At 60.2% G+C, this 23,476-nt stretch carries 20 protein-coding genes, 1 tRNA gene and 1 pseudogene; 13 read left to right on the top strand and 9 right to left on the bottom strand.

The window, feature by feature from the left end; translation table 11 throughout:
- Both serS and Q0520_RS02225 read left to right on the top strand, forming a co-directional pair.
- Positions 1 to 696: serine--tRNA ligase (gene serS / locus Q0520_RS02220; protein WP_298665992.1), on the top strand; the 696-nt coding region annotated here is incomplete at its 5' end.
- 184 nt (positions 697 to 880) lie between these two features.
- Positions 881 to 1,477: a TMEM175 family protein gene (locus Q0520_RS02225; protein ID WP_298665995.1), complete on the top strand. Its 597-nt coding sequence runs from the start codon at positions 881 to 883 to the stop codon at positions 1,475 to 1,477.
- Between the two features lie 51 nt (positions 1,478 to 1,528).
- Here Q0520_RS02225 and Q0520_RS02230 read toward each other — a convergent pair whose 3' ends face one another.
- Both Q0520_RS02230 and Q0520_RS02235 read right to left on the bottom strand, forming a co-directional pair.
- Positions 1,529 to 1,981: an N-acetyltransferase gene (locus Q0520_RS02230; RefSeq protein ID WP_298665998.1), complete on the bottom strand. Its 453-nt coding sequence runs from the start codon at positions 1,979 to 1,981 to the stop codon at positions 1,529 to 1,531.
- A gap of 768 nt (positions 1,982 to 2,749) precedes the next feature.
- Positions 2,750 to 2,822 (bottom strand) — tRNA-Ile (locus Q0520_RS02235).
- A gap of 135 nt (positions 2,823 to 2,957) precedes the next feature.
- Here Q0520_RS02235 and iorA point away from each other — a divergent pair.
- From iorA to Q0520_RS02270, 7 genes are all read left to right on the top strand, one after another.
- Positions 2,958 to 4,730: an indolepyruvate ferredoxin oxidoreductase subunit alpha gene (gene iorA, locus Q0520_RS02240; protein WP_298666001.1), complete on the top strand. Its 1,773-nt coding sequence runs from the start codon at positions 2,958 to 2,960 to the stop codon at positions 4,728 to 4,730.
- A complete protein-coding gene (locus Q0520_RS02245) occupies positions 4,727 to 5,305 on the top strand; it encodes an indolepyruvate oxidoreductase subunit beta (protein ID WP_298666004.1) in 579 nt (192 codons plus the stop codon). The genes iorA and Q0520_RS02245 overlap by 4 nt, the downstream gene beginning before the upstream one ends.
- Before the next feature lie 48 nt (positions 5,306 to 5,353).
- Positions 5,354 to 5,785 (top strand): GNAT family N-acetyltransferase, encoded by a 432-nt coding sequence (locus Q0520_RS02250; protein ID WP_298666007.1) that lies wholly within the window; start codon positions 5,354 to 5,356, stop codon positions 5,783 to 5,785.
- Positions 5,769 to 6,695, top strand: a complete 927-nt coding sequence (locus tag Q0520_RS02255) for a DUF2156 domain-containing protein (protein ID WP_298666010.1) — start codon at positions 5,769 to 5,771, stop codon at positions 6,693 to 6,695. Before Q0520_RS02250 ends, Q0520_RS02255 begins: the two co-directional genes overlap by 17 nt.
- 10 nt (positions 6,696 to 6,705) lie before the next feature.
- Positions 6,706 to 7,218 carry a flavodoxin domain-containing protein gene (locus Q0520_RS02260; protein WP_298666012.1) on the top strand — a complete coding sequence of 171 codons (513 nt, stop codon included), beginning with the start codon at positions 6,706 to 6,708 and terminating at the stop codon, positions 7,216 to 7,218.
- Positions 7,219 to 7,451: 233 nt separating this feature from the next.
- Positions 7,452 to 8,444: a hypothetical protein gene (locus Q0520_RS02265; RefSeq protein WP_298666015.1), complete on the top strand. Its 993-nt coding sequence runs from the start codon at positions 7,452 to 7,454 to the stop codon at positions 8,442 to 8,444.
- Positions 8,445 to 8,695: 251 nt separating this feature from the next.
- Positions 8,696 to 10,078 (top strand): hypothetical protein, encoded by a 1,383-nt coding sequence (locus Q0520_RS02270; RefSeq protein WP_298666020.1) that lies wholly within the window; start codon positions 8,696 to 8,698, stop codon positions 10,076 to 10,078.
- A gap of 76 nt (positions 10,079 to 10,154) precedes the next feature.
- Here Q0520_RS02270 and Q0520_RS02275 read toward each other — a convergent pair whose 3' ends face one another.
- Positions 10,155 to 11,765: a hypothetical protein gene (locus Q0520_RS02275; protein WP_298666022.1), complete on the bottom strand. Its 1,611-nt coding sequence runs from the start codon at positions 11,763 to 11,765 to the stop codon at positions 10,155 to 10,157.
- A 354-nt stretch (positions 11,766 to 12,119) separates the two neighbouring features.
- On the opposite strand from Q0520_RS02275, the gene Q0520_RS02280 reads away from it, so the two are divergent.
- Entirely contained in the window at positions 12,120 to 12,275 is a 156-nt protein-coding gene (locus Q0520_RS02280; protein WP_298666024.1) for a hypothetical protein, read from the top strand.
- A 123-nt stretch (positions 12,276 to 12,398) separates the two neighbouring features.
- On the opposite strand, the gene Q0520_RS02285 is transcribed toward Q0520_RS02280, so the two are convergent.
- Positions 12,399 to 14,849, bottom strand: coding sequence for a DNA-directed DNA polymerase (locus Q0520_RS02285; protein WP_298666026.1), 2,451 nt, complete (start codon positions 14,847 to 14,849; stop codon positions 12,399 to 12,401).
- A complete protein-coding gene (locus tag Q0520_RS02290) occupies positions 14,842 to 15,714 on the bottom strand; it encodes a malate dehydrogenase (protein ID WP_298666029.1) in 873 nt (290 codons plus the stop codon). The genes Q0520_RS02285 and Q0520_RS02290 overlap by 8 nt, the downstream gene beginning before the upstream one ends.
- 418 nt (positions 15,715 to 16,132) lie before the next feature.
- On the opposite strand from Q0520_RS02290, the gene Q0520_RS02295 reads away from it, so the two are divergent.
- Both Q0520_RS02295 and Q0520_RS02300 read left to right on the top strand, forming a co-directional pair.
- On the top strand, positions 16,133 to 17,023 hold the full coding sequence (locus tag Q0520_RS02295; protein WP_298666031.1) for a dihydroorotate dehydrogenase: 891 nt from the start codon (positions 16,133 to 16,135) through the stop codon (positions 17,021 to 17,023).
- A complete protein-coding gene (locus Q0520_RS02300) occupies positions 17,016 to 17,834 on the top strand; it encodes a dihydroorotate dehydrogenase electron transfer subunit (RefSeq protein WP_298666034.1) in 819 nt (272 codons plus the stop codon). The genes Q0520_RS02295 and Q0520_RS02300 overlap by 8 nt, the downstream gene beginning before the upstream one ends.
- Positions 17,835 to 17,973: 139 nt before the next feature.
- Here the strand turns inward: Q0520_RS02300 and Q0520_RS02305 are convergent, their stop codons facing one another.
- From Q0520_RS02305 to Q0520_RS02320, 4 genes are all read right to left on the bottom strand, one after another.
- The gene (locus Q0520_RS02305) at positions 17,974 to 18,594 is read right to left on the bottom strand and encodes a molybdenum cofactor guanylyltransferase (protein WP_298666036.1); all 621 of its coding nucleotides are present in this window, start codon (positions 18,592 to 18,594) and stop codon (positions 17,974 to 17,976) included.
- 5 nt (positions 18,595 to 18,599) lie between these two features.
- Positions 18,600 to 19,514 (bottom strand): ketopantoate reductase family protein, encoded by a 915-nt coding sequence (locus tag Q0520_RS02310; protein WP_298666039.1) that lies wholly within the window; start codon positions 19,512 to 19,514, stop codon positions 18,600 to 18,602.
- 35 nt (positions 19,515 to 19,549) lie between these two features.
- The gene (locus Q0520_RS02315) at positions 19,550 to 19,990 is read right to left on the bottom strand and encodes a methylated-DNA--[protein]-cysteine S-methyltransferase (protein WP_298666042.1); all 441 of its coding nucleotides are present in this window, start codon (positions 19,988 to 19,990) and stop codon (positions 19,550 to 19,552) included.
- 454 nt (positions 19,991 to 20,444) lie between these two features.
- On the bottom strand, positions 20,445 to 22,454 hold the full coding sequence (locus Q0520_RS02320; RefSeq protein ID WP_298666045.1) for an ATP-dependent DNA helicase: 2,010 nt from the start codon (positions 22,452 to 22,454) through the stop codon (positions 20,445 to 20,447).
- 113 nt (positions 22,455 to 22,567) lie between these two features.
- Between Q0520_RS02320 and Q0520_RS02325 the strand changes: the two are divergent.
- Positions 22,568 to 23,476: pseudogene (locus Q0520_RS02325) on the top strand (CO dehydrogenase/CO-methylating acetyl-CoA synthase complex subunit beta); the annotation flags it as partial.

Below are 23,476 nucleotides of genomic sequence, written 5' to 3' on the forward strand. Positions count from 1 at the left end.
ATATCCCCGCCGTACATGATGAACAGGGCGGCCTACGAGGGCGTCACCGACCTTGCCGACTTCGAGAACGTGATGTACAAGATCGACGGCGAGGACGAGTTCCTCATCGCGACCGCCGAGCACCCGATGGCGGCGATGTTCAAGGACGAGATCTTCGAGGCAGACGCCCTCCCGATCAAGTTTGCCGGGATCAGCCCGTGCTTCAGGCGCGAGATCGGGTCCCACGGCATCGACACGAAAGGACTCTTCCGCGTCCACCAGTTCAACAAGATCGAGCAGTTCATCTTCTGCAGGCCCGAAGACTCCTGGACTTTCCACGAGGAACTGCTGGCAAATGCCGAGGCGGTCTTCCAGGGCCTCGGCCTCCCGTACCATGTGGTCAATATCTGCACCGGCGATATCGGAACGGTGGCGGCGAAGAAGTACGACCTCGAGGTCTGGATGCCGCGCGAGAACCGGTACCGCGAGACGGTCTCCTGCTCGAACTGCACCTCATACCAGGCGACGCGGCTGAATATCAGGATGCGCAGCCCGACCGACTTCAAGGAGAAGGAGTTCATCCACACCCTCAACAGCACCGCGATCGCCACCTCGCGGGCGATCCGGGCGATCCTGGAGAACTACCAGCAGGAGGACGGTTCGGTCGAGGTCCCGAAGGTGCTCAGGCCCTACATGTACGGGCTTGAGACGCTGTGAGAGGGATCCTCCCATTTTTTACTTGTATCGGCTCTATCGAGGGCCGCACCGGGTGCAGCCCAAACTCTTTTCACCTCCCCGTCCCATCAGGGCGGCGTGGTGAGGGGGGGGTGACCGGCCGCGGGACGAGAGCGCGAAAAAACCAGACCGGAGTCGCCTCCCCGACTATCTCCCCTCGGACAGGTTGAGCGCGTTTGCCGATGGGGTCTTCGCCATCGTCATCACCCTGCTCGTCCTCGAACTGCCCGTCCCTGAAGGCACCGAAAACCTTCTCCTGGCACTCCTGGAGGAGTGGCCGGATTTTCTCGCCTATGTCATCAGTTTCGTCTTTATCGGTGGGATCTGGATGACGCACGCCTCCATCACGCAGTTGACGGAACAGGAAGACGCCGTCACGTTCCGCCTGACCCTCCTGACGCTCTTCTTTGTCTCCCTGATGCCCTTCACGACGAGCATGATGGCCGGGCACCTCGGAGGGGCGGGTTCGCACCTGGCCGTGCTCCTGTACGGCCGGGACCTCTTCATCGCGTCGGTCGCGCTGAGCGCGATCATGCGTTACCTTGCCTGGCGCCCGAAACTGCTCGTCGACGGCCTTGCCGAAGAAGACCTCAGGGGCATGGTGCGACGGCGACGGGGAGGGGTTGTCTCCTGCGGAATCGGCGTGCTGCTCGCCCTCTTTGTGCCCCTGGCGGCGGTCGCCGTGTACATCGCCGTGACGGCCTTCTTCTTTGTCCACCCCCTGATCTATAAACGGGCGATTAAAAGATCTTTGAAGGAGTAAGGGCACCAATGCCGACGCGATTGTACGCCAGGCACCCGGAAGAGGGCGTACTCATTTTTTGCTTAATTCAATTCTCAAATAAATCATATCTACAAGTTGAACGCCATTTTCAAAAATCGGGTGGTCGTAGTTATCCGGAAAAAAGTTTTTGACTCTATGCGAGATCCGAAACCCGCAATTCTCATAAAATCGGATGGCCGCAGGGCGGTCACCTGTACCAACGAACATGGTTTTGCACCTGCCCCGGTAATAATCGAGAACATATTTCACAAGAAAAGTACCATAGCCCCGTCCCTGATATTTTTCATCGGTTGCTATGCTCTTCAATTCATAGACCATATCGCCTTCCTGTGTGACCACGCATATGCTTGTGAGATCGCCATCGTAGAGGGCGAACATATCACCACGTTCCAGGTACCTATCAATCATATCTTCCTGTTCATCGGCAAGGAGCAGTAGGTCGAGAAATTGTTTTTTGTCTGTTAAAATCTTTTTAACGTCCATTGCCGTACCCCGGGCCGAGATACATTTCTAACACAGTCATCGCAAAAAATGCGAGGATAATATGATGTGCAATGAAAGTTTGAGAATATAATATATGCCATTATCAGCAAGGGGGTGCTGGCGATGGAGTCTCGTAGCACCATCGCTCGCACGGTCGGAAGGGGGCAAGGTTCTGACACCGGTGATTTCTTACTGTCGTTGCATTTTCATGCACTCCCCTTTTGAAATGTCACCCTTCTCCAGGGGAGGGACGGAGAGGGATCGATCTCAACGTTAATCGCCGGCGACGAGATCGGACAAAGGCCTTCAAGTGGAGGGGACCGCCAATGAATCCGGGATCAGGCCATCTTGACGACGCGTGAGATATCTAACCCTCAATTTTCGCTCGAAATATGAACAGATAGGGCCATCTATTCTGCTTCTCTCCCGCCCCACCGACGCCCGCCACGACCGGTCATGGTGGACAGGATTACTTCCAGTCATACTGTCCCTCTGTGGGCGGGGAGAGGTACGGTCCCCGTGCTGCGTCGCATGAACAAACGCCACTATGGCCGGATCGGGAATGGGGTGCGATACGGGCCCGGATCAGGGGAGTTGTCTGTGAAAAAGGGGGTGATACGGGGATGTCAGGGGGTCTCAGTCCCTTCATCATCCGGGCGAGGGGTACTCCCCTGACCACCCGGTTATCAACCGGGAACACCACCAGAAACGAAACCCTATAAAATATCCACAATCCCAAGAGAACACACAGAAACAAGGAAAAAGGCATGGGCCCGCTGAGGCTCGAACTCAGGACCTCCCGGTTATCAGCCGGGTGCACCACCGACTATGCTACGGGCCCTAATACACTCGTATTAGTGCCTGTAAATGTTGTACCACCTCGGATTTAAAGGTTGCGTCAGAACCTGGCTTCAGGACCACCTGAGAACGACATCATTAAAGAACACGCAGGAGCAATAGCACTGGGACGAGATCTATGGTAAAACAGTACCTCCTTGGAAACGAGGCCATCGCGCACGCCTGCATTGAGGCAGGCATCGACTTCGCGAGTGGCTATCCGGGAACCCCGTCGTCCGAGGTGATCGACACCCTGCGGGCGCAGAAAAAGCGTGAATTCTATATCGAGTGGTCGGTGAACGAGAAAGTCGCACTCGAAAACGCCCTCGCCGCCTCCTGGTGCGGACAGCGGTCGATGGTCACGATGAAGCACGTCGGCCTCAACGTCGCCGCCGACCCCCTGATGACGAGCGCATACACGGGTGCAAAGGGCGGTTTCGTGATCCTCTCAGCCGACGACCCCTATGCCCACTCCTCCCAGAACGAGCAGGACACGAGGAGGTACGCCCACTTCGCCAAACTCCCCTGCATGAACCCGTCGAGCGTGCAGGAAGCGCACGACATGATGAAGGACGCCTTCGCCCTCTCCGAAAAAGTCGGCCTCCCCGTCCTCTTCCGCCCCACCACCCGCGTCTGCCACTCCAAGGGCGACGTCGACCTCGGCGAGGTCTCTGAGGAGCACAGGACTGGGGTCTTCGAGAAGGACCCGAAGCAGTATGTGGTCATCCCGGCCCACACGAGAGCCCTCCACAAAAAATTGAACGAGAAGCAACCCATGGTCAGGAAGGCCGTCATGGACCTCGGCTACAACACCGCGGAGGTGCGGGGCGAGACTGCCGTCGTCGCAAGCGGCATCGCCGCCTCGTACGTGCAGGAGGTCATCCCCGATGGCGTCTCCTTCATGAAGGTCGGGTGCTTCCCCATTGACGGCGCATGGATGGAGAAGTTCGTGCAGCAGCACAAGAAAGTGCTCGTCGTCGAGGAGGGTGCCCCGGTCGTCGAGGAACGCCTCAGGCAACTCGCCTGCGGCGTCGAAGTCTTCGGCCAGATGAACGGCGCCGTCCCGATGGAGGGCGAACTCTCCCCCGCGGCCGTCGCAGCCTCGATGGTGAAGGCCGGCATCCTGAAGGAGAGTCCCTTCCAGAGCCCCGCACCTGCTGAAGGCCTCCCGCCGCGTCCCCCCATCCTCTGCGCCGGGTGCGGGCACAGGGCGACGTTCTACGCCATGAAGAGAGTCTTCCCCGACGGGATCTTCCCCTCCGACATCGGCTGCTACACCCTCGGCCTCCAGTTAGGCACCGTGGACACCACCATCTGCATGGGCGCCTCGGTGACAGTCGGGAGCGGCATCGCCAACTCGGGCGAGAAGAGGCCGGTCGTCGCCACCATCGGCGACTCGACCTTCCTCCACACCGGCATCCAGGGCCTCATCAATGCCGTCTACAACGGCGCGGACATGACCCTGGTCATACTGGACAACAGGATCACCGCCATGACAGGCCACCAGCCCAACCCCAACACCGGCGAGACCGCGATGGGCGAGGCAAGCGTTCCCATATCCCTTGAGACGATCTGCCGGGCCTGCGGGGCATCCTTTGTCGAGACCGTCGACCCATACGACCTGACCGCCACCCTCGAGGCCCTGAAAGCGGCAAAGGCCCGCAAAGGCACGAAGGTGGTCATCGCACGGCAGGCCTGCGTGATCACGGCCAGGCGTGCCGGCGTGCGGCGGGCACACTTCAGGGTCGACCCCGAGACCTGCACCGCCTGCGGTGCCTGCCTCCGCTTCGGGTGCCCGGCCCTCGGGAAGGACGCGGAAGGAAAGGCGAATATCAACGAACTCTGCTCCGGTTGCGGAGTCTGCGCCGAGATCTGTCCTGCCGGGGCTATCGTGAAGGAGGGGAGAAAATGAGCAGTTACGACCTTCTCATCGTCGGCATCGGCGGGCAGGGAACTATCCTTGCCTCGAACATCATCGGCGAGGCATGCCTCCTCGAAGGCGTCCCGATCAAGGGCGTCGAGACCCATGGCATGGCCCAGCGCGGCGGTTCCGTCGAGAGCCACGTGCGGATCGGCGGCACATTCGGCCCCCTGATCTCGCCGGGCGGGGCAGACCTGATGATCGCCCTCGACCTCATGGAGGCGGTGCGCTACCGCCACTACCTCAAGCCCGAGGGCCGGATCATCGTCAACGACCACACAGTCGTCCCGACCTCGGTCTTCATGCAAAAACTCCCGATGCCCGCACGCGACGACCTCGTCGCCGCCCTCGAAGGCCACCCGGTCACCCTGGTCGACGCCGCCGGCCTCGCGGCAGAGGCGGGTAACCTCATCGTCCAGAACGTCGTCATGCTCGGTGCCGCCGCACCGTCCCTCCCCCTGAAGGCGGAAAGCCTGGAGGAAGCGGTCACGCGGCTCGTGCCGCAGAAATTCCTCGACCTCAACCTCAGGGCCTTCGCCCTCGGCCGCGAGGCCGGGCGGTCCTGATCCCTATTTTTTCGTTGTGTCTTTATAGGATGGCGACCAGTCCTCTCCATGGACCGGGAGATCGCCCTTGACGTCGTCTCCACCTGGGACGCCGGTGAGATCGTCGACCTGTACCGTGCCGGCAGGTGGTGGCAGGAGGAGTGGACGCTCGACGGGATCGCACCCCTCATAACCGGGAGTTTCTGTTTTATCATCGCCACAGATGGCGACCGCACCGTCGGCATGGGCCGTGCAATCTCAGACGGCTGCTCGGACGCTTATCTCCAGGACATCGTTGTCCTCCCGGAATACCGCCGGCGGGGGATCGGCGACGCCATCGTCGAAAGACTCGTCTCCTTCTGCAGGGAGAGAGGGATCACCTGGATCGGCCTTGTCGCACAGCCGGGGACCGCACCATTCTATGAAAAGCATGGGTTCGCCCGGATGAAGGGGCATGTGCCGATGCTCCTCGGAGAGGAGGACCATGCTCACACCCGATGACTTCACCCCCGTGACCCTCGAAGACCGGGCTTTTTTCCTTGATCTCTATACGAGATACCCGCAACAGCACTCTGACATGAGTTTCGTGACCATGGTGTGCTGGAATCACTACGCCCACTATGCCTATGCCCGTGTCGGTGACGGCGTCGTGATCATGAGCACCATCGGCGAGGAGAAAACCTTCAGGGGGCCGATAGGCCCACGGGACCCCTCAGTCCTGGAAGAGACACTCTCTCTTGCTGTCAGGGAAGGATGTGCCACACCGTACCAGGTCTTCGACGGGGGGACACGGGAGTGGATCCAGTCCCTCTATCCGGGCCTTCCCTTCAGGTCAGACCGGGACTTCGCCGACTATGTCTACCTCGCTTCGGACCTCTGCGACCTATCAGGAAAGAAGTACCTCACCATCCGCGGCCACCTCAACAGGTTCAGGCGCGAGTGTGGCCCTGTCGTCGAGGAGATGCACCCCGAGAGCCTCGGTGAGGTGCGGGAGTTCCTGAAAAAATGGTGTGAGTGGCGGCACTGCGACGAGGCCCCCGTGCTGGCCGAGGAGAAGACCGCGGTCCTCTATGCCATGGACCACTTCGCCGACCTCGGTCTCTCCGGCCTGATGATCAGGGCCAACGGGGAGATCGCCGCCATCTCTGTCTATGACGACCTCAACCCGGACACGGCCCTCGTCCACTTTGAGAAGGGGTTGCCCGACTGCGAAGGGGTGTACAAGGCCGTGAACCAGGACGCGGCCTGCATGCTTGCCCCCGACCACACCTACATCAACCGCGAGTCTGACGTCGGCGTCCCCGGCCTGCGGGAGGCAAAACTCCGCTATCACCCAGATCACATGGCAGAAGTCTACGTGGCAGAGAAAGTCGACCTGGAAAAGAGACATCAGGGGCGAAGAGAGATATGAGAGGGAGAAAATGACCAGAAAGATCCTCGTCGCCTATGCGAGCAGGTACGGCTCGACCCGGGAGATAGCCGGAGCGGTTGCACGGGCACTCGAAAAGGCGGGCAATATCGTCGACTGCATGAACGTGATGGATGTTGACGACATTACACCCTACGAAGCGGTCGTCGCGGGAAGCCCGATCTACATGGGCAAATGGCTTGTCGAGGCGGTGGACTTCGTCAAGAAGTTCTGTGTCGAACTGAACGAGAAACCCCTTGCAGTCTTCGCCGTCGGGTACTCAATGAAAGAAGAGACTGACGTGATCAGGAGGTCGGCGTCGGCGTCAATGAGTGAGGTCAGGATCTACGTCAGGCCGCAGGTCGAGGGACTCTTCGCCGGAAAGTTTGACCCGGAGGGGATGAGCAGGGCCGACCTCGAGATCATGAAGATGACCGGCGCCGTGCCCGGCGACGCACGGGACTGGAGCAAGGTCGCTCGCTGGGCAGAGGCCCTGCCACCGATCCTCTTCACCCCCGATAACTGAAGACGGATCAGCCCTGGCAGGCAAACCCTGACACTCACCAATTTTCATAAAGATATATTTATAATGCTTCCCTGAGATAAGGCACATCACCCGTGAGGGGGACGGGCCGCAGAAGATATTGTACCGGCTGTACGCCTGAATGAGAGTGGGATTGTTTCCAGTTTAAGGAGGAGACTTTCGGAACCCTCCCCGCCCTGGCCCCTTCACGCGCAAAAGACCGGGAGATGATGATCATGCTGAGAGACTGTGCCCCGCACCTGCTGGTGCTGGTCATCGCCGTAGTGCTGGTTGCGCCTGCCCTCGCCGCCACCGACGAGGTCAGGATCACCAATGATAGAGAGCACCAGATCCTGCCTGATATCAGCGGAGACTGGATCGTCTGGACCGATTACCAGAACGGCAATGCCGACATCTACGGTTACGACCTCAAGACTGGGATGATAAAGCAGATCACCGAAGATACGGCAGACCAGTTCGACCCCGCGATCTCCGGGACCAGGGTCGTCTGGACAGACCTCAGGAACGGAAACGACTACAGCTGGAACACAGACATCTACCTCTACAACCTCAAGACCAGAAAAGAGATGCACATCACAGATGACGCCGCCCCGCAGGGAGACCCCGCAATCGACGGGTTCCGTGTCGTCTGGACTGACCTCATCAATGGCAATGCCGACATCGTATTCTATGACATCGATACATCGGAAAGAAAGGAGATCACCAGCGATAAAGCTGACCAGTACGGGCCTGCAATCTCCGGCGACCGGATCGTCTGGACGGACAGGAGGAACGGGAACGCCGACATCTACATGTATGACCTCGATAAGGGTGAAGAGCGACAGATAACGACCGAGGAGGCAGACCAGTACGATCCTGAGATCCACGAGAACTATATCGTCTGGACTGACGAGAGGAACGGGAACGCCGACATCTACATGTATGACTGTCTGAACAACGAAGAGCGGCAGATTACCGCGGACGAGATAGACCAGTCCCGACCGGCGGTCTCGGATGATACTATCGTCTGGATGGAGACCCGCAACGGGAGAAAGGACATTGTCCGGTACGATATCGGTACCAGATCAGAAAGTCGCCTCACCACAAACACGGCAGAACGCCTGTGGCCCGCAATATATGATGAAAGGGTCGCCTGGACAGACCTCAGGAACGGGAAGGCCGACATCTATCTCCTCGACCGGGACACCGAGAGGGAGACGACAACATGAAGGAGGGCTGAACTCCTACTCCTGCCCGAACAGAGACGAGACAGGTCTCCGGGACAGGGCCCGGTCGAAAAGAGGCGTGAGTCCGTTACGGCATTCTTCCCTTCCCTGAGGAAGAGATATATATGGATGTGCCGATGGCGCTGTATCGTGGGGACGGAGGGGCACACAGAAACGACAAGATACACTTTTTTCTTTGAATACACGACCTACCGTCATTACTCCATCTCCACGTCAAAAAAGGAGATGAGAGCATGAACAGGAAATATGATATACCCCTGATGGTCCTCATCCTCACCGCGGTAATCACCGCAACGGCGACGGCCGCCATCACGGGGACAGAGACACAGGTAACCAGCAATACGTCTTCACAGCAAGACCCTGCAATCGATGACTCCAGAATAGTCTGGGTAGATTACAGGAACCAGAGTCCTGATATCTGGCTCTATGACATTGCCACGGCCCAAGAGGAACCGGTTGTAACTGCGTACAGTGCTCAGTGGGAGCCGGCATTATCAGGGGACAAGATTGTCTACAGTGACAACCGCCGGTTCACAAACGGCAACAGGTTGTTCGACATCTACCTCTATGACCTCTCGACCAAAAACGAGACCCTGATCACCGACAATATCGAAGACCAGCGTTTTTCCGACATTTCCGGGAACAGAATAGTATGGGCAGATGATCGCAGCGGGAACGGTGACATATACTACTATGATATCGCAACCGGGCAAGAGGTGCAGATCACCAACGACACCGCACCCCAGGGTTTTCCAGCGATCTCGGGGGATAGAATAGTCTGGTCCGACTGGCGCAACGGAAACGGCGACATCTATCTCTACAACATCGCAGCAGGAAAGGAGGTGCAGATCACCAACGATAGCGTGAACCAGAGGTATCCTGTCATCGATGGTGATTCGATCCTCTGGGGGGACAACAGGACAGGAAAGTGGGAGATCTATCTCTACCACATCGCAACGGGAAAGGAAGAGATGATCCCTGCTGGCGATCCGGTCCCGTCCCAACCTCCGAACGACAGGGAGGAGTATGATATCTCAGGTAACCGGGTCGTCTGGAGAGACTACAACAAGGGGAACGACGACATTTTCCTCTACGACATTAAGACGAAAGAAAAGGCCCAGATCACATCGGATCCCGCGGCGCAGGTGTACCCGGTCATATCGGGCGACTATATCGCATGGACCGACTATCGCAACGGAAACGAGGATATCTATCTCTTCACAATCGCAACAATAACGAATGCCAGCGTCACCGAAGCGCATGTAGAGGTCCTGCCGGGCACTGTGGATCCGGCACTGGCGGGAGATTCTTTCCTGGCCTCCATCGTGTTCACCGGGAGGGAGAATGCAACACAGATCGACCCGAACTCGGTAGTCCTTTCCTGCGATGCCGGCACCTACACACCCATCGCAGGGCGGTCGGTAGCCAGTGCCGACGGAGCCTATGGTCTGCCGTCTTTGACAGTGACATTCGACCGGCAGGCACTGATAAATGACCTGAAAAGCATTTCTTTCCCGGCAGGAGAGAAATATGCACGTTTCCCCATGACCATCACCGGCAACGTCTCGGGAAAACCATTTCAGGGAACCGACGTCATTCAGGTGGCTACCGCGTGAAAGTCTCCTCTACTTTAATGAAATATCTCCCGAATTCCGGAGATAAAAAAAGATCTGATTGAGGGAAGAAAACCCCTCAATCGTCATCTGTGCTCACCGGCGAGGCGAGCACGACTGGATGCCCCTTTTCTTTGACTACTCCTCCGGATACTTTTTCCAGGTCTGACCACTTGAGAATGTTCCCGTCCGTGTCCTTCAGCGGCACAGGGGGGTACGTCCCCTGCGTCAGCATGGAGACGACATACATGGCGACGCCGGAGACGACCATCGGGCCGAATGTGAAAAATACCGTCCACTCATTGTCAGGCGGGACAAGGGTCGGCGCCCCCTGCTGTATCGAGAGGACGACAACCCCAAGAACCGTCGTGGCAAGACCGCCGAGCATCGAGGCAATGGCGCCGGGTGCATTCGCCCGCTTCCAGAAGAGGCCGCAGACGACGGCCCAGAAGAGGCAGGCGAAGAGGAGGGTGAACCCGAAGATCATCAGGTCGTAGAGACCGGATGCACAGAAACTGATCCCGATGCAGAAGATGCCGATGATCACGACGAGGAAGCGGGTGAAGCGCAGCACCGCCTTTTCGTCCCTGATGTGGTCGGAGACTGCACCGTGGACAGCGTAGGTCGAGATCACGGCGGCCGCTGCAAAGATCGCAGAACTTGCCGTGGACATGATCGCCGCCATCAGGGAACCGACGAAGAGGGCCATCATCCAGGGGGAGAGGAGGGTCTTTGCGAGGTACGGGACGATCAGTTCGGGGTCTTCTGCAAGGATGGCGCCGTCGATCATGCCGGTGTTGACCATCACGATGCCGAGGAGGCCGAGGAAGATCGGGCCGAGACCGGCGACCCAGTACAGCCCTGTACCGAGGAGGAGGCCCTGCCGTGCCGCCCGGTCATCACGGGCGCAGAAGACCCGCTGAGATATGTCCAGGGACGCAAGGCTGCCAAGGCCCATGCCGCACCATGCGGCAAACCAGGCCATGATGCCGGTGACCGTCCACCCGATCCCGCTCGGCGAGTTGTCGCTCGGCAGGATCGACCAGAAGTCGGTAGGCGTGTTGGCGGCGATGACATCGAAGCCGCCGACGTACGTGATCCCGGTCGGTATGAGGACGGCAAGACCGAGGAGGATGAGGACCATCTGGATGTTATCGGTGATGATGACGGCGAGCATACCCCCGAGGTAGGTATAGATGACAACGATCAGACCTGCAATGATGGCACTCTCGACGCCAGGAATACCGACAAGGACATTGAGGATCTTGCTGATGGCAAGGATCTGCACCGAGGTCCAGAAGATCAGGGTGGGGAGGGAGAGGAGGGAGGCGACAAGCGCCCCTTTCGACCCATACCGCAGGTAATACATCTCTCCGAGAGACGCAATCTTCATCTTCCGCAGGATCGTCACGAAGAATACTGCCATCAGCAGGAGCGTGATGCCCGAGGCCCACGGGTCCGCAATGGTTGCGAGCATGTGGCCCCCATAGGCCGCACCGGCACCCCCGAGAAGAGTGCCACCGCCCCAGAACGTAGCAAAAAGCGTTCCCCCGATAAGGAGAGGACCCACGTTTCTGTTGGCGACCAGATACCCCTTTGATGTCTCGACACCTCCCCGGCGCTGGACAATGAAGCCGATGGTGAGCATCAAGGCGAGGTACAGCAGAATAATCAGGACTACTATGCTCATCTGGTAACCATCATAGGTTTTCCTCAGGTGTTTTGAGAATTTCGGAATGAACAAGAGGGGGATTTTCTTGAATCGCAAGATAAATCAGGATTTTTCTGGCGGAAGGGGGATCGAGAGCCCTGCGAAAGTGAAGAGGGCAGGGTGTGGCACCGCGGGTGTTTTTCGCCACAGGCGCATAATATACCCTCTGTAATGGTCCCTCTGTCCCCTGAAAGAGGGGCGGACGGGAGAGGGGCCGCACCAGGACTATGAAACCGGGAGGGGATGGTCAGTCGCACGTATTAATAGAGTGCTTCAAGCTCCGGGCATTGTATAGAACAAATGATATAATATCAAAGCACTATAGGGCGCACCATGAAAGAAAAGAGTAGCCCGAAGAGTAAGGGCCCAAAGACAGAAAGTACCGATGTGAAGACAGGGGCCGAAGAGAAAACTCCTGCGGGAAAGAGCGCTCCGGTAAAATCAAAAGAGATGACTGCTGCTGAAAAAAAGAGTAAGAAGCGGAAATAAGCAGGACTGCCACAGGGCATAACCCACCCGGAAAATCCAAACTTTTTGTTCCGGTCTCTCCTCATTGCGTTGAACCACCATCTCCTTGATCTCACGACGGAACTGCCGTATCAGAACACACCTTCACATAAAGTCGAAGAGCGTCGTCCGGGAAGGGTCGACGTCGGTCCAGGTCCATCCCAGGGGTTCGATGATCCGCTCGATCGGTTGCTTGATCGTCTTCTCGAGCATAGTCTCCCAGTCCACGACGAACTCAGGGGGCACCTGGTCGGCGTACTCGAAGTCCATCACGTCTGTCTGGGGATACTTCTCCGTCACCGACCTGATATAGACCCTCTTCGGCTTACTCCCCCTCTTGAAGTCGGTGCCGAGATAGGTGTTCGAGTAGATCGCACCCCTGATATGGGCGTCCTTTATCTCGTATTCCTCCAGCGCCTTCCCGATGCCGCCGGGGATCCCGGCCTCGTCGAGGGAGTATTCGCCGCGGCGGTACCTTTTAATCACGTCGCCAAGGAAGGCCTTCACTTCGGCGAGGGGGGCGCCTTTCAGGATGAGGGAGAGGACCTCCTCCTGCACGTCGCGGGTGACCTGCGGAGAATCGCTTCTCCTCATCTCGAAACCGACGATATCGATCTTGTCGGCCTCGACCCCTTCCTTCCAGACGAGGTGGCCCGCATACCGCTTCTTCTTGCCTGCCTGGAAGAAGCGGGCGTAGATCTTCTCGAACTTGATGGAGAAATAGTTCCGGTCGGCGTTGAGAGTCTCCTTTGCAAATCTTTCATAACTCTCGTTGAGGCGCGCCTCGATCGCACGGGCCATCGCGATCGTCTCCTCCATCGGCGCATCCGGGAGTTCGACCATACACGAGTCGGTATCGCCGTAGAGCACGGTGTAGCCCATGTCTGTGATCACCTGCCGCGTGTGCCCGATGATCGCACGGCCGACAGAGGTGACCGCGGCGCCGATCTCCCGGTCGTACAGCCTGAAGCGGGAGTAGCCGGAGACGCCGTAATAGGTGTTCATGATCACCTTGATCACGCCCTGCTGGAGGTCGAGGAGGACGTATTCGGGCGACCCGTACGGGTACGCGTTCCGGCGTTTCTTCATGGCGTCGCGCTCTGCCATCAGTTCTGCAATGATACTCCGTGTCAGGCCGTCCGGACTCTTCCTGAACCTCACGCCGTTCGGGGCGACAAGTTCGCCTGCCGGGTCCTTCGTCTCGGGAGAGGCGTTGATGGTCATCATCGCCATCGGGTACAGGGACTTGAGGTCAAGGACGACGACGTTCTCCTTCACGCCAAGGGTGGGTTCAAAGACGGTGGCGCCCTCGAACTCGTCGGCGACGACATTTCCCTTGGACGGGAGGACAAACCTGCCATGTGCCTTTCTCAGGATGTAGATGTCGATGACATTCGAGGAGTTGAGGGTACGGTCGAGGGGCACGCCGACGTAGCGTGCGATCATCCGGTAGAAGTCCACGATGTTGTTCTTCTCGTTGATGCGCACGCAGAGTTCGACGTCGGTGCAGTTGTACTCGACGAGTTTTTCCGGGTCGTCGGCCCAGAGACCGCTGACCGTGCCGGTGTAGCGGACCTTCCTCTCGCCGACCTCTTCCTCGGCGATGGCGTCGAGGCGGTATGATTCCTTCTGCGAGGGCTGGAGTTTTTTGTAGGCGGTGAGGAGGTCGAAGAGGGCGCGGCCCCGCACCGCCGCTCTCTCGGTCATGCCGGGGAGGCGGGAGAGGTCGGCGGGGTTGAGGTGGAGTGCCTGCATCCGGCCGGTGATGTACGGGAAGTCGAAGTCGGTGAAGTTCCAGCCGGAGAGGATGTCAGGGTCCTTTTCCCTGATATAGGCGACAAAGGCCTTCAGCATCTCAACTTCGGTGGCGTACGAGCAGACGGTGTGCCTGCTCTTCCCCTTCCAGAGGCACCCGTTCTTCGCGGTCCACTCCTCCGAGAAGGAGGGGGAGGTGCCGGGCGAGGCGTACAGGAAGGTGGAGTATTCGTCATCGAAGGAGTCCCAGGCGGTGATGCAGATGATGGCGTCCCGCCCGGGTTCGGGGAAGCCACGCACGTCCTCGCACTCGATATCGATGAAGCAGAGGCGTGCCGGTGCATCGACCTCTGCGGGGACGACCTCGGTCTGGTCGGCGATCTCCGCCGGCGCTTCTGCCCCTCCGGTGAGGCCGGCGTCGATCATATAACGCGTCGCAAAGGGAATGTCGGCCTCGAAATGGTGCGAGAAGAGGTCACGGATGTCACGCACGTCAGTCGGCTTGAAGGTGTACAGGCGTTTCAGGTCCTCGCCCTTGATCGAGCGGTAGAGGGGGTCGTCCACCGCCGTGACCTGGGGGGGGAGGATATTTTTTGCCACCATCTCCTCGACTTCGTCGACAGGGGCATAGAGGTAGGGGCGCACGCCGGTCACCTGGAGGTGCACGGCCCTGCCGTCAGGTTCGCGGCCGAAGATATGGATGACCGGGCCTGTGCCCGTGACGGTGTACTCCACCTGGTTGATCGCGACCCTGATGCCGGGTTGTGCGGCCTCAAAGAGAGTCGCCTGCATCTCAGACATGGAGATCCCTGCAGAGTTTCCCGATGAACGATGCCGCTTCGTCGAGTTTCTGCCTCTCCCAGGGGTCGAGGTCCCACTCGACGACCTTCCTGATCCCGTCCCTGCCGATCCTGGCCGGGAGACCGATGGACAGATCGGAAAGGCCGTACTCGCCGTCGACAATGCACGAGCACGGGACCACCTCGTCTGGCCGTCTCCCAAGCGCCGCCCCGATCAACCTGACGATATGCGCGGCAGGGCCGAAGACGGTGCCGCCCTTCCCCTTGATCACCTCCATGCTCGCACCCCGGAGGTGGGCGAGCACGGTGTTACGCTGCTCCTCAGGGACGGGGACGCCGAGGCGGGAGAAGACCGGGACCTGGTGCTCCCCGTGTTCGCCAAGGACCGCGGCACCGGGAGCGTGCACCCCCTCTTCAGCCAGCCGATACGCAAAGCGGGCACTGTCGAGTTGCCCGCCAAAGCCGATGCACCGCGAGGGGTCGAGGTCGAGGCAGTGGCTGAGGTAGTAGTTGTTCACGTCCATGGGGTTTGTGACGGTGATGAGCACGCCGCCGAAGGAGCGGAGGTGGTTGCAGCAGTCACCGAGAACGGGGAGGTTTGCGGAGAGGAGGTCTGCCCGCGTCCTGACATCGGGGGTCCTCGGACTGCCTGCGGTAAACACGCAGATGTCCGCGTCCCTGATGAGGGCGGGGTCGGTCCCGATCGAGACGTCGAAGGCGGCGTGTCCGATATCAAGGACCTGCGCGCGTTCGAGGGGCTTGACGGCGTCGCAGAGGATGAGGTCGTCGACGAGCCCCTGCGCTGCGGCGAGAAATGCGACTTCGCCACCGACTCTGCCGGTTCCGATCACAGCGAGGCTTGTCATATGATCAGTGTATGGGAATGCCAATCATAAATAGTAGAATCTCTGCGGGTCGCCTGTATAGGGTCGGCCTCATGGCCGGTTCTGTGGCAGGGACAACTATTCTTAGAGGAGAGGGGGAGTGGGAATGATATTCCAAAGAGGAAACTGTAATCCTGCTCCCTATCCAGGATAGGACGGGGAAGACTGAACACGAGATCTGAGGAGGGTACTTGCCATGCTCACGTCTTCTCTTCCTCAGTCCAACCCAGATCGAGGAGGACCAAAGGGAGCATGAGAAACCCGGAGACCTACGAGAATACGTGCCGGGCAGCGTGAAGAGAGCAATGGACCGGCATTCCCCGCTGCCGTTCCTTCCCTACCACGGGCGGGAAACCGGATGACACTCACTATATTAACCCCGGCCCACAATCTCATCAGGATGATTACTCTTAAACCTGGCGATGTCGAGGCGGGCGGCGTCGGACTCAGGAACCACCTCATCCTTGCGGCCGGGGTGCTCGGGACGACCGGCGCCTCCCTCTCGCGGATGCTCGGACTCGGTGCCGGGGGCGTGGTCACGAAGTCCATCGGTCCCGCACCCAATGCAGGTCACCACGGCCCCTGCCTGATCAGGACGGACTGCGGACTGCTCAACGCGATGGGCCTCCCGAACCCCTCGAAGAATTTCGTCGAGGAACTGGAGACCCTCAAGGGCGAACCTGTGGTCGTGAGCATCTTCGGGGGCAACCCGGAGGAGTTCAGGGAGGTCGCAGGGTGGTTTGCCGGGCAGGCACAGGCCTTTGAACTGAATGTAAGTTGTCCCCATGCCGAGGGGTATGGGGCGGCGATCGGGACAGACCCCGAAACAGTGCGTGAGTGCACCCGGGCCGTCGCCTCGTACGGCCTCCCGGTCTGGGTCAAACTCACCCCGAATGTCACCGACATCACGACCATCGGGAAAGCGGCCGAGAAGGGCGGGGCAAGCGCAATCGTGGCCGTCAACACGGTGCGGGCGATGCGGATCTCCACCGACCTCCGCCGTCCCGTCCTCGGCCACAAATCAGGCGGGCTTTCCGGGAAGGCGATCTTCCCCATCGCGGTGAAGTGCGTCTGGGATCTCTATGAGGCCTGCTCCATCCCGATCATCGGGTGCGGCGGGGTCTCGACGGCCGACAACGTCGTCGAGATGATGATGGCCGGTGCGCAGGCGGTCGAGATGGGGAGCGCGGTCGTCGATGACGTGCACGTCTTCGAGAGGATCAAGCAGGACCTCTATGCAAAGGACGGCATTGCGGCCGACGAGATCGTGGGGGCGGCGCACCATGACTGAGATCCCCACGATGCCGGTGCCGGTAACGATCAGGGCGATCGTGCAGGAGACGCCCTCGATCAGGTCCTTCTACTTCGACCCGGCCATCCCTTCCTCTCCCGGCCAGTTCGTGATGGTCTGGGTGCCGGGTGTCGACGAGGTCCCGATGGCCCTCTCATCCGGTCACTCGATCACTGTCCAGAAGGTGGGAGACGCCACCGCGGCCCTCTTCGAGATGCAGGTCGGCGACCGCCTTGGCATCCGCGGCCCCCTCGGCAACGGGTTCACGGTGAGCGGGAAGACCCTCGCCATCGGCGGCGGGGTCGGCGTCGCCCCTCTCCTGAACCTCGTCTCGGCAGGGAAGGTGAGCACCTTCCTCCTCGGAGCGCGGACGAAAGACGAACTCCTCCTCGCCCCCCTGATCAGGGCGGCGTGCACCCTGCGCATCGCCACCGACGACGGGACCGAGGGACGCCACGGCTTTGTCACCGACCTGATGGACGAGATCGACCTTACCGACTACGACCATATCTGCGTCTGCGGTCCCGAGATCATGATGGTGAAAGTGCTCGACCGCCTCCAGAAGGCGGGCATCGCGGAACGCGGCCAGTTCTCCCTCCATCGCTACATGAAGTGCGGCATCGGCGTCTGCGGGTCCTGCGCCACAGACCCGCACGGCCTGCGGGTCTGTCGGGACGGCCCTGTCTTCACCGGCGACAGACTGTTCGAGACCGAGTTCGGGAAATATGCCCGCGACGCCAGCGGTCGTCGGGTCTACTTTGCGGCGCCCCATCAGGGGACCCAGAAAAAACCGGAGACGAAGGGACACTGAGTCCGGCCCTCTTTAGAGGGCACCACTTTTTTGCGGGGACGTAACGTTCATCTCGAAACGCTCGCTCATTCCCAGATCGCGACATAGAACCATTATCAGGTCAGGGATACGCCACGCCCCCCCCCAAAAAAATCGGGTATCAGTCCTCGACCCGGGCACCGGTTTTGGCCTCGAACTCTGCCTTGAACCGTTCCAGGTCGTGGATATGGTTGATATTAATGAAGGTGAGGAGCTTCGGGTCGACGGACCGGAAAGACTCCACATCCACGTACTTTGCATTGAGACTCTTGATCATCGCCCGCAACGAGAGGGACTCATGCTCCCTGAGGTAGTCCATCACTGCTGAACGGCGATAGACGGCATGGAGGGGTTCGTACATCTCCTCGTTCCAGAAGGGGATGACGGCATCGTAGTCGTCAAGACTTTCAAAAAGGGTGTCTATCACCCGCCCATTGATGCAGGGCATGTCGCAGGCGACGACAAAGACGGCATCGCCGTGCGCCGCAAGGCATCCGGCATGGAGGCCGCCGATAGGACCGAGACCTGGCCTGAGGTCGGAGATGCAGACAACATCCTCGAAACCGGCAAAACGGGTGCACTGTTCCTTGTTCCTCGCCACGATGACGATCTCGTCGACCACACCCCTCAGGGTTTCAATGAGTCGTTCAATGAATGTTTTGCCGCAGAACTCGAAGAGATATTTCTCCACGCCCCCGGCACGGCGCCCTTCGCCGCCCACCAGCACGATGCCCGTCCGCATGCCTATTACTCCAGAAGTGACTCGCGGAAATGCATCAGCTTTGTGATACAGTCGTTGTACGGGGCAGGTATGCCGTACTTTGCCGCACGCGCGGCGATCTCACCGTTCATGAAGTCGATCTCTGTCAGGTGCCCGTGCATGATGTCCTGGAGCATGGAGGCGTGGTGTTCTGCCGTGCTCGGCACCTGCACGTCGTGGAGATAGGCGAGGTAGTCGTCGGCCGTCGGCCAGGGGACGCGGACGCCTTCCCGCGCCATGACGGCGAAGGCCTCCCTGACGACGTGTTCGATGATCCCCCAGGTCATGGGGTGGAGGAGTTTTCCGTACGGGACGGTCATCAGGGCGCCGAGGGGGTTGAGGGCGGAGTTGTACAGGGTCTTCGCCCAGAGGTCGCCCCTGATGTGGCTGCTCCCCTCGACAGGGATGCCGGCCTTCTCGACGAGGGCGACGAGGGCGTCGACCGCGGCGTCGGGGCCGTCAGGGAAGCGGCCAAGTTTCATGGGGCCACCGACGACCGAGACATGAACCGCGGCGTCCCCTGCCCACTCGAAACCAGTGATGATGGTGCCGCCGATGACGCGGTCGGTGTACTCCGCGACGATCTCCTCGTTCCCGATGCCGTTCTGGAGGCTGACAGTCTCGGTGCCCCGGATTACGTCGGCGAACTCCTCGCAGACAGACCGGGTGGCAAGCGACTTGGAGGTGATGAAGATGTAGTCGTAGCGCTCGCCTTCGGGCACCGTCTCCGAGGCAGAGAAATGGAATGTACCCTCACCCCAGAGACCGGTCATCAGAAAGCCGCGCTCTGCAATCGCATCGGCATGCCGCTTCCTGCAGACGGCATGGACATCGCAGTACCTGGAGAGCCTGGCCGCAAGGGAAAGTCCAACCGCACCGGCTCCGAGTATCAGCACTTTCATGGAAAAATCACTCAATACTTTTGTACCAGGGGGGCTTAAGATATCCGCCTTCCCTTCTCCATGGCAAGGAGGGTCCTTTTCAGATCAACCGAAGGAGAGAAGCCTCCGATACCACCCTTCGCCACAACCCGGTGGCAGGGGACAACGAGGGGAGTGGGGTTTGTCCGCATCGCATTGCCGACGACCCGCGCCGCCGTCCCGACCCGTGCGGCGACCTCCCCGTAGGTCGCCGTCTCCCCGTACGGAACCGCCTGCACCGCCCGGTAGATGCGTGCATAGACGGTGTCCCCCTCGACTGCCACGCTCCGGAGTCCGGCGAGGGCGTCGGGGTCGCCGGCAAGGTACCGGACAAAGGGGGTCGGCGCAGGGGCTAGCGCAGGCGACCGCCCGAACCTCACCTGGAGGACGCGGTCTCCCGACCAGACCACATGGACATGCCAGAGCCCGAAGGGGCAGCTTCCTTCCTGCACTCCCATACTGCAGGGTTTCTGCGCCATGATAGAAAAAGAGTGGTGTGGGGTCGGGAGAGAATGTCGTGCATTAAATCAGGGAAGATAAATTGTCCATCTGAGGAGAGGGAAACATCTCACCTCTATCCTAATGGTGGGGGGACCGGGGGACTGCTCGAAGACTTCGTCTTCTCTAGTTCACTTCGTTCACATCTCGAAGGTCTTCGACCCGTGGCAGATCGGAGATCTGCCCGAACAGGATATCTCCGATATCCTGTATTCTCATGCTCACTTTGTTCGGTCCTCGAAGACCTGACGGTCTTCTCACTGCCTCCGGACCCCCGATCTTAGGGATAGGGTCGGGGAAGTGAGAAGAGGAGATCTCGAGGGGGGAGATGCCGTATACCCCCTATCTTGAACGGGGGTCTGGGGGCGTAGTCCCCCAGAAAAGCACTCCCGAAAAGGAATCCTCCGGATCCCATTACTTCCACGTCGCCACAAGTTCCCTGAACCTGACGACGTCGCACCTCTCCATCTCCTCCTGCATCCAGGGAGGGAGACCGGCGAAGACCCCGGGGTCAAGGAAGCGCTCCTCGGCAAGGAAAAGGACACCGGTGTCCTCCGGCGTCCTGAGAACCCGGCCGAGGGCCTGGGTGGCCCGGTTGATCGCGGGGAGGGTGTACGAGATGAACTCGCCCTCACGCCCGAACTTGTGCTTGTAATACTCGATCACCATCTTCCTGACGCTGGTGTAGGGCGCCAGGGGGAGGCCGACGACCATCGCCCCGCGGAGCATCTCGCCGCGGTAGTCGAGGCCCTCGCTCCACTTGCCCCCGCAGACGGCAAAGAGGATCCCGGCCCGACCCTTCTCAGGGAGGGAGACGAACTCCTGGAGGGCGGCGGTCGCCTCCCTGGACTCCTTCGGCTCGATGAAGACCTCTTTTCCGTTTATACGGCTTCCGCAGAGTTGCGCGTAGGTGTTCAGGATCTGGTACGAGGGGAAGTAGACCGCAAGGTTGCCGTGGGCATGGGCGAAGGCCCTGATGTACTCGACGATACTCCCGGTGTTCTTTTTGTTCTGGCGCATCCGGTAGGCGGTGGTGACGTCCTGTGCGCAGGCGACAAGACGGTTCTCCTTCGGGAAACTGTTCGGGAGGGAGAGGGTGCGCACAGGGAGGTCGCCGAAGTAGTATTTCTTGTAGGCATCGAGGGGCGAGAGGGTGCCGGAGATGAGGATGCAGGCGGCGTGTGCCTGCGCAATCTCCTGGAGTTTCTCGCCGGGATCGATGTTCCTGACCTCCAGTTCCACCTTCCCCTCGGCAGAACGGTACAGCGTGAGGAAGGTCGGGTCCGCACCGGCACGGAAGACGCGGTACATGAAGTCGGTGAGGCGCTCGACCGCACTCTCCTTGAAGACGCCGGCGTTCTTGTTCTTCTCGGAGACACGCTCGGCGATCTTTGAGAGGTCGCCGACGATCTCTTCGAGATTTTTGTACAGCGAACCCCTGATCACCGACCGATGAAAGATGCCCGGGTCGAACCAGTCCTCCCCCTTCTCAGAGCGCTTGAGGGTTTCCATGAAGGTCTCGATGTTCGGGAGGATCTGGCGGACGGCGTTCACGTCCTTCATCGTCCGCGAGAGGTGGGCGAGTTCGGTCATCGCCTGTTCGAGCATCTCGTATTCCAGGACGACGCTCTGGATGCCCTCGACAACGTCGCCGCAGTTGTGGGCCTCGTCGATGAGGACGAGGACGTCTTTCGGTTCGATGTCGAGGGTGGCGTAGAGCTGGTCCCTGATATCGTCGTTGAAGAGGTGGTGGAAGTTGCAGATGAGGACATCGGCGCCGCGGGCCGCCTGCATCATCATCTCGTACGGGCACATGCCGCTGCAGAAGGCCTTCAGGTCCGCCGGGGCGATCGCCTCGCTCTTCACCCTTTCGGCCTTCTGTCTGAGCGCTCCCGACGGCACCATCCTCAGGGCGCTCTCCTCGTCACCCCGGACAAAAACCTTGCTCCTGATAAAATACGGGCAGATGAGGGGGTGCTCCGGGTCCAGGTGCCTGATCTGGTCCTGGATCATCTTATCTTCAGAGGGGACGAGGGAACCCTTCTGCGCCCTCTCCCGCATCAGTGCCGAGGAGAAGGCCTTGACGCCCTCGCACCGCCTGTACGGATCGCCCTCGCCTCCGAGGGGGCACATCGAGCCCTTGCCAACGAGGTACGAGAATGTCAGGGAGGGCTGCTTCTTCCTGACAAGGGCGAGTTCCCTGATGAAGGTGGAGAGTTGCGAGATCGTCCGCACCGCCACGATCACCTTTTTCTGGCCACGGTTGGCGAGGATGGCCGAGACGACGCTTGATTTCCCGCTTCCTGTCGGGGCGTCGATCATGGCGATCCCGCCGTCTCGTGCGGTCTCCGCGGCAAACTCCAGCATCTCGCGCTGGTTGGGGCGGAAGGCCGGATACGGGAACCAGTCATCAAGCGGGTCCATTCTGTACCTCTTTGTCGCCGGCCAAGATGTAGTATTTGGTGGGCCGGGGCAGGGGCCCTCGCCGTCAGGTATATTTACCCGGATGCCGACCGGCAGGCCGGGGGAGAGAGAGGATGGACCTGGCGACTGCCGTCCCGCAGGGGAATGAAAGGCTGGAGAGAGAGATGGCCGGGCTGAAGGGGGAGGCCGCCTATGCGGAGACGGCCTATGCCCTGCCTGTGAGTTATGCCCTGACGGGGATACGGGTGGCCGGGGTCGAGGAGGCAAGGGCAGCATACCTGGCGTCGGGAAAAAACCCGCTCGTGGCCGCAGAGTGCGTCAGGGCATTTAGCGGCGGCGGGGTGGAGGAGACGCCGTACACCGGGTTCCTCGGCGACACCGAACTGCGGAGGCTTGGCTACTCCCTGGTGGACGGGAGCATCCTCGGTCTTGCCCTCCTTGCCGGCACGCCAGAAAACGCCGACGCCGCAGCGGCGATCTGCCGGGAACTGCAGGAAACGTACATGCTCACCTTCCTTGCCGGCGGGGTGACTGATGTCCTCACGGCGGCGGGGGTGAAGGTGGGGCCGGGGTACCGCCTCATCCCCCTGGGTCCGGGGGGGATGGTGGCCGTCCACTTCGCGGATGTCCTCGCACGGGTGGCGATGATGTTCGGCGGCGTGCAGGCAGGTGACGCCGGGCGCCTCCTTGCCTATGCACGGGAGAGGGCGAAGGCCTTTGTCGTCGCCTTCCCCGGCCTTTCTGAGGAGGAAGTTGCGGTCCTCGACGCCCTCCGCCCCCTCGGTGTCCCTGTCCTCTCGGTCGGCGGTTACGAGGGCGGCGAGTGGGTGGCGGTCGGTGCCGGCGATGCGGTCGGCCGCGGCAGGGACCTGCGGGAGATCAGGGTGAAGGTGACGGCTATCCCGATCCCGATGGCCTGCTCCCCTGCCTTCGAGGGGAAGAGCATACGCAAAGAGGAGATGCACGTCGAGTTCGGGGGCGGAAGGACTCCCGCATTTGAACTCCTTCGGATGCGGACCGCC

Source organism: uncultured Methanofollis sp. (assembly GCF_937919355.1).
Taxonomy (GTDB): Archaea; Halobacteriota; Methanomicrobia; order Methanomicrobiales; family Methanofollaceae; genus Methanofollis.